At 44.5% G+C, this 14294-nt stretch carries 20 protein-coding genes and 1 pseudogene; 12 read left to right on the forward strand and 9 right to left on the reverse strand.

Annotation, left to right across the window (positions count from 1 at the left end; genetic code table 11):
- Both GBV73_RS08180 and GBV73_RS08185 read right to left on the reverse strand, forming a co-directional pair.
- On the reverse strand, positions 1-308 hold a 308-nt coding region (locus GBV73_RS08180), incomplete at its 3' end, for a hypothetical protein (RefSeq protein ID WP_152878962.1).
- A 169-nt stretch (positions 309-477) separates the two neighbouring features.
- On the reverse strand, positions 478-1689 hold the full coding sequence (locus GBV73_RS08185) for a CGP-CTERM-anchored Cys-rich protein (RefSeq protein WP_152880658.1): 1212 nt from the start codon (positions 1687-1689) through the stop codon (positions 478-480).
- 165 nt (positions 1690-1854) lie between these two features.
- Here GBV73_RS08185 and GBV73_RS08190 point away from each other — a divergent pair, with 165 nt between their 5' ends.
- Entirely contained in the window at positions 1855-3156 is a 1302-nt protein-coding gene (locus GBV73_RS08190) for an acetamidase/formamidase family protein (protein ID WP_152880679.1), read from the forward strand.
- A gap of 27 nt (positions 3157-3183) precedes the next feature.
- Here GBV73_RS08190 and GBV73_RS08195 read toward each other — a convergent pair whose 3' ends face one another.
- The 3 genes from GBV73_RS08195 to GBV73_RS08205 are packed head-to-tail and all read right to left on the reverse strand — an operon-like array spanning position 3184 to position 5330.
- Positions 3184-3972 carry a hypothetical protein gene (locus GBV73_RS08195; RefSeq protein WP_152880660.1) on the reverse strand — a complete coding sequence of 263 codons (789 nt, stop codon included), beginning with the start codon at positions 3970-3972 and terminating at the stop codon, positions 3184-3186.
- On the reverse strand, positions 3973-4770 hold the full coding sequence (locus tag GBV73_RS08200) for a radical SAM protein (protein ID WP_152880662.1): 798 nt from the start codon (positions 4768-4770) through the stop codon (positions 3973-3975). It lies immediately after the preceding gene.
- The gene (locus tag GBV73_RS08205) at positions 4767-5330 is read right to left on the reverse strand and encodes a hypothetical protein (RefSeq protein ID WP_152880665.1); all 564 of its coding nucleotides are present in this window, start codon (positions 5328-5330) and stop codon (positions 4767-4769) included. Before GBV73_RS08205 ends, GBV73_RS08200 begins: the two co-directional genes overlap by 4 nt.
- A 43-nt stretch (positions 5331-5373) precedes the next feature.
- On the opposite strand from GBV73_RS08205, the gene GBV73_RS08210 reads away from it, so the two are divergent.
- On the forward strand, positions 5374-6114 hold the full coding sequence (locus GBV73_RS08210; RefSeq protein ID WP_152880667.1) for a heparan-alpha-glucosaminide N-acetyltransferase: 741 nt from the start codon (positions 5374-5376) through the stop codon (positions 6112-6114).
- Positions 6115-6117: 3 nt separating this feature from the next.
- A complete protein-coding gene (locus tag GBV73_RS08215; protein WP_042697426.1) occupies positions 6118-6507 on the forward strand; it encodes an NfeD family protein in 390 nt (129 codons plus the stop codon).
- On the opposite strand, the gene GBV73_RS08220 is transcribed toward GBV73_RS08215, so the two are convergent.
- The 3 genes from GBV73_RS08220 to GBV73_RS08230 all read right to left on the reverse strand — a co-directional run bounded on the left by GBV73_RS08220 (position 6479) and on the right by GBV73_RS08230 (position 9377).
- Complete coding sequence (locus GBV73_RS08220) at positions 6479-6910, reverse strand: hypothetical protein (RefSeq protein WP_152880669.1); 432 nt, start codon at positions 6908-6910, stop codon at positions 6479-6481. The genes GBV73_RS08215 and GBV73_RS08220 overlap by 29 nt on opposite strands.
- A gap of 23 nt (positions 6911-6933) precedes the next feature.
- The gene (thrC, locus tag GBV73_RS08225; protein WP_253910334.1) at positions 6934-8136 is read right to left on the reverse strand and encodes a threonine synthase; all 1203 of its coding nucleotides are present in this window, start codon (positions 8134-8136) and stop codon (positions 6934-6936) included.
- A 146-nt stretch (positions 8137-8282) separates the two neighbouring features.
- A complete protein-coding gene (locus tag GBV73_RS08230; RefSeq protein ID WP_042697420.1) occupies positions 8283-9377 on the reverse strand; it encodes a TRM11 family methyltransferase in 1095 nt (364 codons plus the stop codon).
- Between the two features lie 96 nt (positions 9378-9473).
- Here GBV73_RS08230 and GBV73_RS08235 point away from each other — a divergent pair, with 96 nt between their 5' ends.
- From GBV73_RS08235 to GBV73_RS08255, 5 genes are all read left to right on the forward strand, one after another.
- Entirely contained in the window at positions 9474-10274 is an 801-nt protein-coding gene (locus tag GBV73_RS08235; protein ID WP_152880671.1) for a class I SAM-dependent methyltransferase, read from the forward strand.
- A complete protein-coding gene (locus GBV73_RS08240; RefSeq protein ID WP_042697414.1) occupies positions 10264-10665 on the forward strand; it encodes a secondary thiamine-phosphate synthase enzyme YjbQ in 402 nt (133 codons plus the stop codon). Before GBV73_RS08235 ends, GBV73_RS08240 begins: the two co-directional genes overlap by 11 nt.
- 339 nt (positions 10666-11004) lie before the next feature.
- On the forward strand, positions 11005-11451 hold the full coding sequence (locus GBV73_RS08245) for a hypothetical protein (RefSeq protein ID WP_042697411.1): 447 nt from the start codon (positions 11005-11007) through the stop codon (positions 11449-11451).
- A gap of 17 nt (positions 11452-11468) precedes the next feature.
- The gene (locus tag GBV73_RS08250; protein WP_152880673.1) at positions 11469-12062 is read left to right on the forward strand and encodes a hypothetical protein; all 594 of its coding nucleotides are present in this window, start codon (positions 11469-11471) and stop codon (positions 12060-12062) included.
- Entirely contained in the window at positions 12062-12334 is a 273-nt protein-coding gene (locus GBV73_RS08255) for a hypothetical protein (protein WP_152880675.1), read from the forward strand. Before GBV73_RS08250 ends, GBV73_RS08255 begins: the two co-directional genes overlap by 1 nt.
- Here the strand turns inward: GBV73_RS08255 and GBV73_RS08260 are convergent.
- Entirely contained in the window at positions 12279-12845 is a 567-nt protein-coding gene (locus tag GBV73_RS08260; RefSeq protein WP_152880677.1) for an Era-like GTP-binding protein, read from the reverse strand. The two genes, GBV73_RS08255 and GBV73_RS08260, sit on opposite strands and share 56 nt — an antisense overlap.
- 44 nt (positions 12846-12889) lie before the next feature.
- Between GBV73_RS08260 and GBV73_RS08265 the strand changes: the two genes are divergently transcribed.
- From GBV73_RS08265 to GBV73_RS08280, 4 genes and pseudogenes are all read left to right on the forward strand, one after another.
- Positions 12890-13207 (forward strand): GTP-binding protein, encoded by a 318-nt coding sequence (locus GBV73_RS08265; protein WP_152880683.1) that lies wholly within the window; start codon positions 12890-12892, stop codon positions 13205-13207.
- A gap of 2 nt (positions 13208-13209) precedes the next feature.
- Positions 13210-13743 carry an HD family hydrolase gene (locus GBV73_RS08270; RefSeq protein ID WP_042697403.1) on the forward strand — a complete coding sequence of 178 codons (534 nt, stop codon included), beginning with the start codon at positions 13210-13212 and terminating at the stop codon, positions 13741-13743.
- 4 nt (positions 13744-13747) lie between these two features.
- Positions 13748-14107, forward strand: a pseudogene (locus GBV73_RS08275) (MBL fold metallo-hydrolase); the annotation flags it as partial.
- 65 nt (positions 14108-14172) lie between these two features.
- Positions 14173-14294, forward strand: a 122-nt coding sequence (locus GBV73_RS08280; RefSeq protein ID WP_152880586.1) for an excisionase family DNA-binding protein, incomplete at its 3' end; no start/stop codon positions are given.

A 14294-nucleotide genomic window follows, 5' to 3' on the forward strand; every position in this document is an offset into this window, starting at 1 on the left:
TTCTCCCAGTTGTGGAGGGTTGAGTAGTGAATGTTTGCTCCGAAGAATTTTCTGCCGTAGTGCTGGGCGTCTCTGAGAGGTAGGTTGTAGTATTGTTTAAAGAGGAGTATTGCCAGTATTGTTTTTACTGGAAATTTTTTGGATTTTGGCAGGTTCTTCAGCTTTCCTTCTGATTCGAAGTCTGCTAAAACGTCAAGAATTGCGAATGCCACGCTTTCAGGGTCTTTGAGTCTGTGATCCCATCTGGGGATCACGACAACCACCCGAAAGAATTCAGCAAAAACCCTAATAAAGGTTACTATAAACACGCCCTGTTCCGGCGAAAGGTTTTTAAGACTGAAACCAGTAAGTAAATAATGGTTTCAGTCCTCATTTCTCTCCCCTTTTCTGAAGAGGTATCAGAAACTTAAACCTAACGTCCCACTGCTTATCCTGACAGTGTCTTGATCCCAATAGAAAAAATAAAAGCCAAAAACCTCACTTCCTCCTGAAGAGCAAGGGGAAGAGAAGAAGTCCAGCAAAAGCTCCCGGTCCGCAAACTCCATTTTGAGCTGCACTCTGTGAAGTAGTGTTCGAGCTTCCAGGGGTGGATGAAGTGTATGATGACCCGATAACAGCCTTCCCGCTCGGCAACGTTACGTTGAAAGGCTCTCCAACGCACTTGAGCAAGAGAGGACTGTCGCTCTCATCGTAGGGAATCCACGTGTAGACCCCGTTTTTCTTATACCAGCCTATGTGGGAGTTGTAGCCCGCTTTGCCTCCCTCTGCAACATTCACGATTGCCGAGATGTCTTCATCACCCACCGCTATTATTCCGTTCTCCCTCAGCCATTCGAGCTCTACTCTAAGGGCTTCGCTGAAGTTGAAGGAGTAAGGATCTATAATCCCTACTGGAGTGTCAATAGTCCCGGATTTAAACTGCAGCTTGTCAAAAGCGCATGAGATACCAAGCACTTCAAAAAGTTCTCTAAGCTCACCAATGTCTTCTTCACTCGGCTTCTCTTTCCCATAGTCGGCTATGTAGACTTCGGCAAGGGGGAGCTTAATAACTTTGGAAGGATCAATGCCATGCTCTTTCAGGCATTTTTCAAAATCTGGATTAGGCTTCCATGTGCAGAAGCCGTTATAACAGCCGCAGCTCGTTAATCTCAAACACCCGTACCACTCCTTGTATACGCACGGTGTGACTATCTCTTTTGCGAGCTCCCTTGTTGTGCAGACCTCTCCGGAGCATCCGCCGACGGCACAGTCCGAGTCGCTCTTGCATTCGCCACCGTTTCTCGGGCTTATCCGGACGTAGAGAGACCCTTTTCTAAAGGTGTAGTTCTTAACTTCCCAGCCCAGAGCCTTAATCCGCTCAAAGCTTTCGTTGGAAATCAGCAAGGGGGATTCAAATGAAGCATGGGCGTAAGTGGATTCAAAGCTCTTCGCAGGTATTTGAATTCTAATCCACAGAGAGGAGTTAACCTCTTTTAGAATAACTGCAACTCTTTCGTCATAGTGAGAGCGGTAGATTATGCTTCCATCGTCGATTATTACGTTTTCTGCATTTTTTAGTGGAGTAAGGTCATAATAAATGCCAGGCCTGTTAAGGCGAACCTCCACAGCTAACGAGTCCATTGGATTGTAGCATGCACTGGCCAATGGAACAAAGATCAGCAAACTAATGAGCACGAACTCTTTCCTCATGTTCTCACCAATATAGAACTTGACTTCAAAGTATATACCCCTATCGATAAGTTCAGAAATACTTGAAGCTGTTCTGACATTGAAAAATAACCCAAATAGATTTAAGTTTGTCAAAATCAAAACGTTTTTATCTTTTCACCTTGAAGATAAGAGTTGGTGGTTTCTATGGTAGTTGAAGATGAGATTTTTAACGACATACAAACAAACGGCATAATTGGGCCACACTCAAAGATGCTCGGCCCCGTAGCAGACGGAGGAAAAATAATCTTTCGCACAGCCCCCGGATGCTGGGGCCCGATGATCACTCCCACAATCAGGGGAGGACATGAAGTCAACATGCCGGTTGCGGTAGAAGGGGCAGAGATTGGGGACGGCATAGTGATTAAGATAAAGAGCATAAAGGTTCTCTCAAAAGCAGCTTCTTCAGGCGTTGATGTCGCTAGAGAAGGAGCGTTTGTTGGAGACCCATACGTCGCAAAGAAATGTCCAAGCTGTAACGAGCCATGGCCCGAATTTGAGGTTGTTGGCATAGGGGAAGATGCAGTGAGGTGCAAGAACTGCGGCTCGCCGACTTCTCCCTTCAAGATGGTCAACGGCTATACAATGGTTTTTGATCACAACCTTGGAGTTGGAGTTACCGTAAACAAGGAAACCGCCGAGATGATAGCCAAAGATGCATGGGAGTGGCACGCTCTTCCCAAGAATTCAAAGCAGGTGCCGATACTAATCTTCGCCAAGGCAGATATAGTTGGAGTTCCCTCAAGGATGAGACCTTTCTTGGGACAGCTTGGAACGGTTCCAGCTGTAGACATCCCGGACTCCCACAATGCCGGGGATTTTGGCTCATTCCTAATCAACGCTCCCCATCCATACGGGATAACCAAGGAAGACTACGAGACAAAGCTAACCGATGGGCATTTGGACGTTGATTCAGTCAGGGAAGGAAGCATACTGATAGCACCTGTAAAGGTCAAAGGAGGAGGAATTTACGCCGGAGACGCTCATGCAATGCAGGGAGATGGAGAGGTAGCGGGGCATACAACCGATGTAACTGCAGAGAGTGTTCTTGAAGTTTCGGTTGTCAAAAACGTAAATCTGGATGGCCCAATATTGCTACCCCCTGAGGAAGACCTGCCTCCACTCGCAAAGCCATGGAGAAAAGACGAATGGGAGAAAGTCCAGACATTGGCAAGAAGGTTTGGAATTGAACCCGAGCCCGTGGCTCCAGTGCAGATTATTGGTTCAGGACCAACTATAAACGAAGCTGCAATGAGAGGTTTTGAAAGAGCTGCAAAGCTCTTTGGAATGAGCGTAGAAGAAGTTAGAAACAGAGTAACGATAAGCGGTGCCGTGGAGATCGGAAGGCTTCCGGGAATAGTTCAAGTGTCAATGCAGGTTCCGTTGAGTGCTTTAGAAAAAATAGGGATAGACGAGATAGTGGTCAAGCACTATGACCTTCCTTACTGAGTTTTTACTTTTCTGCTTTTTTTACAGTTAAACTATTACAAGCTCCACAACATCCCCCACTTCAAACTCTCCCCCGATAAGCTTAACCCTCCCCTCGTTGCAGTAAACTCCGACTCCCTTAACCATTTTTCCATTTGCAAGAACTCCAAAGTTCGCTTTAAAGATTCCAGCACGGTTTTCGAGAATTTCTTCAGCTTTCACGACCCTTCCAAAAAGCCTCGCTTCACTTCCGTTGAAAATCGCTCCGTAGCGATAATGGGGTAAACCCCCTTCAACGTTTCCAAAGGGAGTCATTCCTTCTTTTCCTCTCTTCAGGGGTTTAAGCCAGAGATATTGGGAGGTTTTTTCAACAACTTCAAATTCTATTCCCTTTGCAGTAGGAACAAGGGACATAACCTTAGGGAAAACAACTAAGCCCCCTCTTGCCCTGTAAGGGTCCTCGCACCTTCTGAGCTCGAAATGAGCATGTTTGTCGCTCCATGGCGAGAAAAATCCTGAATAGATGAGCCTCCCAATCTCATCACCGAGAGTAACTCTCTCCCCAACCTCAAGCTCTGGCTTAACATGAAGAACCTTCAGACAGAAATCTCCCACCTTAAAGAGGGTAAGGTAATCATGTTCGACTGAAATGTACCGGGGAGTTTTTATCTTTTTCACTTCAACCAGCTTTCCCTCTTCGAAGGGGAATAGTGCCTTATCTTCAAAGTACACATCAACGGCTCTTCCAAGCCTGTGTCCTATGTATGGAGTGTCAAAGAAGGAATACCTAACATTGGGAATTTCCATCCAGAAATCGCCCGCTCGAGCTATTCTCATTCACTTCACCTCTATGAACTCCCAGCCTTTCCTGTGGACTTCAATTCCATCTGTCCTTACGTTAAGCCGTTTTATGAGCTCTATGAGCTCTTTAACGAAGCGCCAGAACTTATTCTCGTCAACCATAACTTCGTAGCTTTCGGGGAAATTTTCCCTTAGCAATTCTCGAAACTCCCTGCCAGCAGCTTTCAGGTTGAGCACTTCGAAAAAGTAAGAATCAGCGAAGCCCCTTGTTTCCCTTATTATCTCCTCCACGTCAGTGATCCCCAGGATAATCGGGCTTATGAAGGCGTAGTTTCTCACTCCCTCCTCTCTAAGTGTCTTTAGAGCGTCTATCCTAAGCTTCTGCGAAGGAGTAAAGGGCTCTATGAGTTGCTTTTCCTTCCCCTCGAAGCTGTTTATTGTCAATCCGACCTCGATTTCGTCGAAGAGCTTGAAAAGGTCGATGTCTCTAACCACAAGCGGTGATTTGGTTAGAATGCTGAGCTTGTTTCTCTTGTTCATCATCTCAAGGGTTCTTCTCGTTAGCTTGAGCTCCTTCTCTACGGGCTGATAAGGATCGGAGATGCTCGACATGAAGACCTCTCCGTAAACCCTCTTCCTCGCAAGCTCAGAGGCGTTGGTCTTTACCTCCACCCATGTTCCCCACTCGCCATAGGGCTTCCATCTGCAGATGAACTTCGCGTAGCAGTATTTACACGCAAATTGACAGCCAACGTATTGGTTTATAACCCAATCAACCCCGGGAATTCCACTTTTTGTGTAGATGCTTTTTGCTTTGGTTTTAATAATCCTCATCCAAACACCTCGGCAACTTTGAGAAAGCCAAAGAAAATTGAAAACAGCATTAAACCCAGGAAAATTCTGTAGACGGTCAATATTTTCTCTTTTTCAAGCTCTCTGAACCTAAGAAAGATGTAAAAGGAAGCAATCCAGAGTGCAAACTGGATTAGGAGTAGGGGTGCATCATAGGGGTAATAGGGTGGTGAAAAGATGGCCGGGAGAAAGAGCATCAGGCTAAGCAGAAAGCCAAGGATGCTTAAGGAGAGCAAATTTACAACAGAAAATGAGGGGTTAATATCGCCAATAACCTTCAGCTCCAAAAAATACGCAAAAGCAAATAAAACCACATAATGAAGCCCATAGAGAGAAAGGAATTTAGTCCCAAGTTCTTTCCGCTTTAAGATTCCGTATCCCATTAAAATCAAAGCACCCCCGAGATAGGCGGAGAGCCATGCAGACAAATCCTTGTAAAACCCATAAGGGGCATCAAAATTGGCAAAGGCTATTGCTCCAGGCTGCGTTATCATTAAAACTGCCAAGCTGAAAAACAGAAGCCTAAGTTTAACCCTCTCCATGCAAACACCAAACTTAAATAAGCCTCGAAGTTTATATCCTTTGATGTTCGGCAGTGAAATTTATTCAAAGCGCTTTTGGGAGGTTGACTTTGTCCGGGGAATAGCGTTAATCATGATGTTAATATCCAACTTTGTCACAGATCTGCAGTTCTTTCTGGGCTATTCAGAGCACAGGCTCTTCTGGAAGCTCTTTGCTTATGCAACCGCATCCCTCTTTGTCTCGATTTCAGGGCTCTCACTGTGGATAAGCCATGCAAGAGGAAATAAAACTCCCAAGAAGTATTTGTTGAGGTTTGCAAAGCTCTTTGGCCTTGGCTTGCTCATAACCCTTACTACCTATCTTCTGCTGGAGAAAGGGACAATCTATTTTGGAGTTCTGCACTTCCTGGGCATAGCGAGTTTGCTCGTGATTCCCTTCTATTCTCTTGGATGGAAAAACATCTTTCCCGCAGTTCTCTTTCTTTTGGGAGGCCAGGTTGTAAAGAACGTTCACGCCGACACTTTGCTCCTTCTTCCCCTGGGGATCACTCCTCACGAGTTCTTTACTCTGGACTACTTCCCAATATTTCCGTGGTTTGGAGTTTTCCTTTTGGGAACGGCAGTGGGCGCGTTGATTTATCCCAATGGAAGAAGAAAGCTCAAGATAAATACCCCAAAAAACCCCATCCTTGAGTTCATCTGCTTCATGGGGAGGAACACCCTAAAGATCTATATCATCCACCAGCCGGTTTTTGTAGGGCTTCTTATGCTCCTCTACGGCGGTTTGCCCAACTTAGGGGTGTGAGTTATGAAGGACTACGTTAAAAACATCCTCAAAATCATAAGCATACTCGCAGACGAGATAGTTGTTGGAGCATTTCTCTTCTTTATTTTGCCGAGAGCTGGCATAAACGTGCCTTTAAAGCCCGCTCTTGCTGTAATAGGTTTTCTTATCTTCAAAGACGTCATTGCCGTCAAGTTCCTCTGGGAGGTTTTTGAGAAAAGGGTGGAAGTTGGGCCAGAAGCACTGATTGGAAAAGAAGCTATCGTGGTTGAAGATTTAAACCCAAAAGGCGTCGTAAAAGTGGGAAACGAACTGTGGATAGCTGAATGCATAAACGGGGAGGCAAAAAAGGGTGAAAAGGTAAGAATCGTGGAGGTTAGGGGCACTAAGCTGCTCGTAGAACGCCAAGAGTAGCTAAGACCATGGCAATTTCTTCGGGATTGTCGGTTGTGAAAGCGACGTCAAGCCCCTTTTTGTGTATGATTACGCAGCCTTTAGCTGGAAAATTGAACCTTATTGGGGCCCAGCAGTTTATCCAGCCCTCTTTAACTTCAAAGCTCTCAATGTCCTCGATTTTTATTGTCTTTCTAAGAATAACCCCAAAGGTTCCCCGAAGTCGTATTTCCCGTTCATCTATCTCAATCCTAAAGGATAGCACGTCAACCAAAACCAACACCACGGCAACAAAGACTATCATCATTATTTCAAAGCCTTCACCTTCATAGTACGAAGCCCAAAGTCCTGCTAAAAGACCAATATACGCTGGAAGTGTAAGAAAAAAGACAAACCTGCTGAAGCGCTTTTCTTCGTAGAGCATCGCCCCACCAAATAAATAAAAGATTAAAGGCTAATAAAGCTTTCCCATGTTTTTATGTCCTTCAAACCATGCCCTGTTGCAACCACAACGACACTTTCGTCTTTATCTATTATCCCCTCTTCTCTCATGTTTTTGGCAAGGGCAAGGGCTGTTGCTGAGGAAGGCTCCACGAAGAGGCCCTCTTTTCCGAGCATTAAGCCTGCGTTCAGAGCTTCCTCATTTGTTACCGTGCCAAGGTAGCCTCCGCTCTCGTCAATAGCCCTCAAAACGTTCTCTCCATCCACCGGAGCTTTAACTGCTATGGCAGAGGCAACTGTCGGCTGTTTTGCCTTTATTGGCTCAATTGGCTTCTTCTCTTTCCAAGCCCTAACTATTGCATCGTAGCCCTCAATTTGAACTCCGGCAATCTTCGGCAGCTTTTCAATAAGCCCAACTTCGTAGAACTCCTTTGCAGCCTTCCAGATGGCCCTTAAGTGAGTCCCGGCACCAATTGGCACAACAATCCAGTCGGGAGCGTCAAACCTGAACTGATCGAAGATTTCAAAGCCTGTGCTCTTTTGACCTTCAACTCTATAGTGGTAGTTGCCGGTAAGGTAATAGCCCTCCTCCCTTGCCATCCTCTCGCTTTCCGCTAAAGCTTCATCGTAGGTGCTTCCATGGATTTTTATCTTCGCCCCGTAAACAACCGCTTGGACGAGCTTTCCAACGGGAGTTCCTTCTGGAACCACTATTGTTACTTCAAGGCCTGCCTTGGAACCATAAGCGGAAACACTGGCTGCCATGTTCCCTGTTGAAGCCACAACAACTTTTCTTGCGTGGAATTCGAGGGCCTTTGTTATCTCCACACTCGAACCCCTGTCCTTGAAAGCTCCTGTTGGGTTTTCTCCTTCATTTTTGACGTAGAGCTTCCCAAAACCCAGCTTCTCCTCAAGGTTTTTCATTCTGTAAAGTCTCGTACCGCCCTCGTTAAGGCTAACAATCTTTCTGAGGTTTGAAACAGGGTAGAACATCCAGTACTTCCACAGTCTTGGCGCTTCCCTAAACCATGCATCGTTATCTTCTATAATTTCTCTTATTGCGCTGTAATCGTATTTCACATCCAAAGGAGATCCGCATTTTTCACATTTGTAAATTCCGCTTGCCAAGGAGTATTCTTTGCCACAGTGTGTACATTTTAACACAGTTTCAAACATCGTAATCACTCCCTCGCCTATATTTTTGTACATATATCCGCTCATCATACTGATTATAAATTTTTGGGATTGATGAAATTCAGTCCAATTATTGGAGGGAGAACTCTGGGTACTAGACAGGAACTTAAGTCAGAATGACAACAAACTAAAGGTTAAGCGGAAAACGGATACACCTCAATTTAACCCTTAAACCTCAACACATGAATATCCCTAACAACTCTGTGCCGCTCCTCAAAGTCCGTGTACTTCCCCAAAACTTCAAAGCCGAGCTTTTCGAGCCACTTCCTGTCCTTGCGATAGAGCCTCCCATCGCTGAGCCTGTAAGCTGGAAAAACAAACACGACTCTAGCATTTCTCTTCAAAACATCTCTAAAGCTGTCAAAGACCTGGTAATAGAATCTATCAAGCTCGTTAGCAAGCTTTATTGCTTCTCCTCTTGTGGGGTGGTGTTTTAAGGGCTTGCCCATGTATGGCTCAGTAACAATAGCGTCAAACTTAACTCTAAAGCACCTCTTGAGCTTTCTCGCATCACAGACCTCAAGATGGGCCGTTCTCTTTACGTTAAACTCCTTCTTCAGCCATTTCAGGTTTTCTTTAGCTCCATGAATGGCTTTTGGATTTGAGTCACTTCCGTAGGCGTTTAATCCCTGAAGCAAAAACTCCTGCACTACCGTCCCTATCCCGCAGAAGGGGTCAAGGAAATTGCCCTGCCTGACCTCGCTTAGATTCACCATTATTCTCGCCAGACGCGGCGGAATTGAAAAGATCGCTCTTTGCACAGGTCTCTCAACATCAAGTTTCTTGAGCTCAAATGGGTCAGTTATGGCCACTGTTTCTCCCACGTATAGCTTCTTCCCATACATGAAGACAAAATCCTTAACCTCGGGAAATCCCTTCAAGATAAGCTCGGAAGGCATTGCATAGACCTTCGCGGGCTTGAAAAATTTGCTCGGGCCTTGAGATTTGAAGTTTTTCTTTATCGCACTTCCAAGCTTCCTCCAGAGCTTCCAATCGTCTTTTCCATACAGGCTTACAGTGAACAGCTTTGCATACTCCAAGTCTCTTATCGCTTCTTCTCCTTCTCCAACGATTTTTATCAGCTTTAAAGAACCACCAAGCTTGCGGAAAAGCCGCTCTATACTTTTATCACTTTCAAAAACTACCCAGTCTTTTGAGCTCTCAACTACACTGACTTTTAACCCAAATCTCTTCACAAAAGCCCAGAATTCGGCCTCACTGAGCTTTGGATTTTTTCCGTAGATGAGCGCATACATGATGGGAGAGTTCATCGGGGGATTTAAAAAGGTTTGGAGCCGAGAGGACAAAACCCTTAAATTGGCCCGCTGATTATTGTCTTTCGGTGGACTTTTATGAGCCTTGAAGAACTTTACCGCTACCTCTACTGGCGGATGGATCCCGAAGATGAAAGAGCGGTGCTGAGATTTTGGCGAATCGTGGAGGTGTTTGAAAAGCTCAAAAACAAAGGACTGATCCCCGATAAGCCAAGGATTCTCGATATTTGCGCGGGAACGGGTATAGCAGGAGTTGCCATGGCAAAGGCAGCAGGTGCAAAAGCACTTACCGTTCTTGATGCGAGAGAAGAAGACCTCAAAAAGGTTGAAAAGTGGGTCGAAATTGCAGATTTAGACTTAAAGCCAAGGATAGTCGTTGGAGACGCAAAAGAGGTGGCAAAGCTCGTTGGCGAGCATGATGTGGCTCTCCTCTGGGGCTTAACAATGCCCCACTTTGATGCCTTTGATGCGGTGAAACTGTTCAGAAACGTTGCTTTAACCCTAAGCAACGATGGAGTCTTTCTCCTTGAAGAGCTGGACAGAGTTTATGGCGTATTCTACCAGACGGGATACAAGGATATGCTTATTGAGACCAAAACAGATGAGTACACCCTTCTCTCAGTCCACGAAGGTTATGATCAAATTAGAGGCGTCTTTAAAAGAACATACTACAAACTGCCCGGCTTTGAAAAAGTTAGTGAACAGGAGCACAGACTTTGGGATTTGGCTTCTCAACTCGCCCTTGGAAGCGTGTTCTTTAAAGAACATCGTTTAATCTCAAGAACGGAGCACGGCGTAAATGGAGTCTCCCATATCATCTACCTAAAGGGACCAAGAAGAAAGATAGCAGAGGAGTTGGGTGATGAAGATGCTCTTTGAGATTGAGATTCCAACAAGGGAGGAGTTTGAGCTTATTGACGTAACGCCCATCATAGAGGAAAAGGTAAGAGAGTCAGGGACAAAAGATGGAATAGCCGTAATTTTTACAAGGCACACAACGACAGCCCTACTTATAAACGAGAACGAGAGCGGCCTGCTCGAAGACGTCAAAGAGTTCTTTGAAAGTTTTATTCCCAAGGGGAAGGGTTACAGACACAACAGAATAGACAGCAACGCCCATTCCCATCTGAGGAGTATTATCTTAAATCCAAGCCTTACAATCCCAATAAAAGACGGAAGACTCCTGCTTGGAACATGGCAGAGCGTGATCTTTGCCGAGCTGGACGGACCGAGAAGGAGAAAACTCTTTGTGAAAATATGCGAGTGCTGAATCTTTCTCTTTTTTGAGAAACAAGTCAAAGTGTCCCGACGCTCATTTTTGACCGGTATCCCCTTGTAGTTTGAGCACTCTATTAATTATTGGTGATGCGAAATGTTTGGTTTCGAAGGTTTGAGAAGGTTTTGGGAGAAGGAAACTACACCCAAAATCAAAAAAGAATGTGCAAGATGTGAAGCAGCAACATTCCAAAAAAGAATCCTCTGATAACCATAAAGTTTATTACCTCTAAATTCCAAACAAACATTAGAAATATATTTCGTAATTGTGGTGGTCATTTCTAATCAGAAAACCTATATGATTTGAGCAATAATATAGTATAGTGGGATGAAGATGCCAGAAGAACAGGATGTCGAGAAGCTTTCAGAGGAAGTCAAAACTTTAAGAAAGACTCTTAATGAACTTATGACCAGTTTTGAGTTAGTTTCGAGGCTGGCAGAGAACTATCTCAAACTAATGAACATATATGCCCAATACGGGGGTTTAGGAATAGATGTAGTCGTGCCGGAGATAAGACATGACTCCATAGCAAGAGAAATCGTGCGAATTCTCTTTGATTTAAAAACGGCCAATATAAGCCAGATTACCCAAGAATTAAAACGGAGAAGGGGCAAAGCATCAAGGAATACCGTTAGAGAAAAGATTCACCAGTTAATTGACCTCAACGTCGTTGAAGAGGTTGATGGTGAGAAGGGAAAGGCCTATGCCCTCAAAAAGGAAGTGCTCAATAAGTGGTTTGATTTGATCGGAATCCCAATTAAGTTTGACCAGACAGAATAATTATTGAGGTGATTGATATGGAATTTGATGAGAAATTTGGAGAAGAGATTAAGAAAAAAATTGAAGAAGCTACTGAAAGCAAAACAGAGGCAAAGAATTTCATAGAAGAAACGATCAGAGAGCTCATAAAAGAGCTCCGGGAGGCTAAGAGCGAAGAGGACATAGAGATTATCGAAAGAAAGATCGAAATGCTCGAAGACATGCTTAAGGCATATAAAAAGAAGGGAGGAGACAAAGAAGATGTAGAAGAGGTTCAACAGCTTCTTGGAGCCGTTTCGGAGCACTTACCAAAGATCATGGACTCAATATTCGGCCCAATAAAAGAACTCTTAAACGATGTTTATGATCCGGAAAAAGCAGAGAAATTCGGCAAAAACGTTGCAAACTTTTACAAAGAGCTTGTAAGTGCAGGAATGGATCCAGATAAGGCATTTGAACTCACAAAGGAATACATGGAAAGCATGAACGTAATCAAAACCATCGTCGGTGCATTCATGAAGGAAAAGATGGGAAACCTTGAAGGTCTTAAAGAACTTCAGAACCTTGGAAAGAAGAAAAGAAGAAGGGGGATAGAAATTGAGGAAGAGGAGGAATTTGAGGAGGAGCTTTGATGTTTTCGCTCTTTTTTTCATCTCTTCGGTTGCTGATAATAATCCCAAAGGTGCTGTGGAACTTTGCAGGAATGAAACGGACAGTTAAGAGGGCAAGAAGAAAGTTTAAGAAGGCACTAGTTAAGAACGGCCTCCCCGAAGAGCTGGCAGAAGAGCTGGCAAAAGAATATGCTATTTTGGACGAGATAATGAGTTTTGAGAAAATTTTAAAGTCAATCAAGACTTCCTGGCATACTGAGCATAATGTGCCAGTTTTTCCAAAAGTTCGTTGAACCCCTCATATGTGACCAGTGACAGCAGTACCGGTTCTTGCTCAAGTCTTTTCTTGATAATTTCTCTAAGTTCTTCAGCTTTTTCCCTCGGCACGAGGTCTATTTTATTAATAACCACTATTATCGGCTTATCATACCTGAATTTGAGGATATTGTGGAGTTTTTCCATCCCCCTGTGGAGGCCATATTGAGCATCGATCATGTGAATAACTACATCTGCCGAGAGAATTTCATTAAAGAGCTCCTTGAATTTCTCCTCACTCAAAACCTTCCCCCTAAGCTCGTGCTGCGGATCATACAGTCCGGCAGTATCAATTAAGACCAGCTCGTCAGCGCCCCCAAATGGGTTCTTCATTGTTTTGGGAATCTTAACGGTTCCAAAAGCCCTCTTGATGACCCCTTTTGTGGTACCCGGGATAGGCTGTGTTTCAGATATTTTTCTCCCCAAGAGGGTATTCATGAGCGTGGATTTACCAACGTTTTCAGCACCGATAATCGCAACCTTTATCATCTCACACACCCAAATATTTTCACGATAGTGAGGTTATAAGGGTGATGGGAGTGAAGAAAATCAAGCTCGGTCACAACTACTATTACGTTCTCACAATTGACGAGCTCAAAAGCGGCAACTTCAGAGGAAAAAATGTAGTAATAGAAGGGGTTATAGAGGACAAGCCAAAAATAGAGTTCCTGCCTATGGAACTGCCCAGCTACAGGGCAACTTTTCACATTTCTGGCTTAAAAATAGAATTCCCCGGAACTCCCAACATAGGCAGGGGAGAGACCGTTAAAGTTTATGGAAGGTTCCTGGGAGATGGGATAATAGCTAAAGCCATTGAAACAGAAAGAATCCTCTATGTGACGGAGGAATGAAAATGCTAAACCTCTTTGTGGAGGCTGGGAAGCTAAAAAAGCTTCCAAGAATGGGGTGGCTGCTCAGAGGAGTTCAAAATCCAGAGAGCGTTGCAGAGCATGCCTTCAGGGTGGCTTTTATAACCCTCTTTTTAGGGGACGAGCTAAAGAAGAGAGGAGTGGAAATAAACGTTGAGAAGGCACTGAAGATAGCCCTTCTTCACGACCTTGCCGAGGCGAGGATTACCGACCTGCCCCTTGAGGCACAAAAATATGTGGACAAAAAGAAAGCCGAGAGAAAGGCCATGATGGACATCCTCGGCGTTGAAAGGGTTGAGTACTTCAAGCTCTTCCAAGAGTACGAAGAGGAGACAAGCCCGGAAGGAAGGCTCGTCAAGTTTGCAGACAAGCTTGAAATGGTTCTCCAGGCGTGGGAATACAAAAAAGCCGGGTCAAAAGGTCTGGATGAGTTTTGGGGAGCTTTGAAGTATTTGAAGAGGAGTGAATTCTACCCGTATTTTAAGGAGCTTGTTGATGAGCTGGAAAAGCTGAGGTGATTTTATGGCTCTTGAGAAACTTGGAGAAAACCTCTATCTCTACCCCGGGAGCCCTTCAACAATGATAAAAGCCGGGGAAAAAGTTGTTATTGTTGACCCCGGAAACGGGAGCAAAAGACATAAAGAGCTCAGACGGGAGCTGAGAAAAATAAACCTCGAGATTGATTACATTCTCTCAACCCATGGACATGCAGACCATATTGCTGTAGCACCAAAGCTCGAAAAACCCCTATTCATCCACAGATACGAATTCTCAATAGCTGAAAGCCCCCTCAACAGGGAGCTTTTGACGTTTGGCTCAAAGGCACCAAAGGGGTTTTTGGTTTATCAGTTTCCGGAAGAAGTCAAAGCCCATGGGCTGTTTTCTAAATGGTTAAAATCGTAAAGTTTATATATTTTGTGTCATTGTTTGTAATAGGGGTGTGCAGTATGAAGCTTTATAGGACGGGAAAAGCGGCACAGCTCCTTGGCATTAGCAAGCCGACACTCCTCAGAAAAATCAAAGCCGGCGAGATTAAAGCATACAGGGTCGGAAAAGAATACAGAATTCC

The organism is Thermococcus sp. 101 C5 (assembly GCF_009372125.1).
GTDB lineage: Archaea > Methanobacteriota_B > Thermococci > Thermococcales > Thermococcaceae > Thermococcus_A > Thermococcus_A bergensis.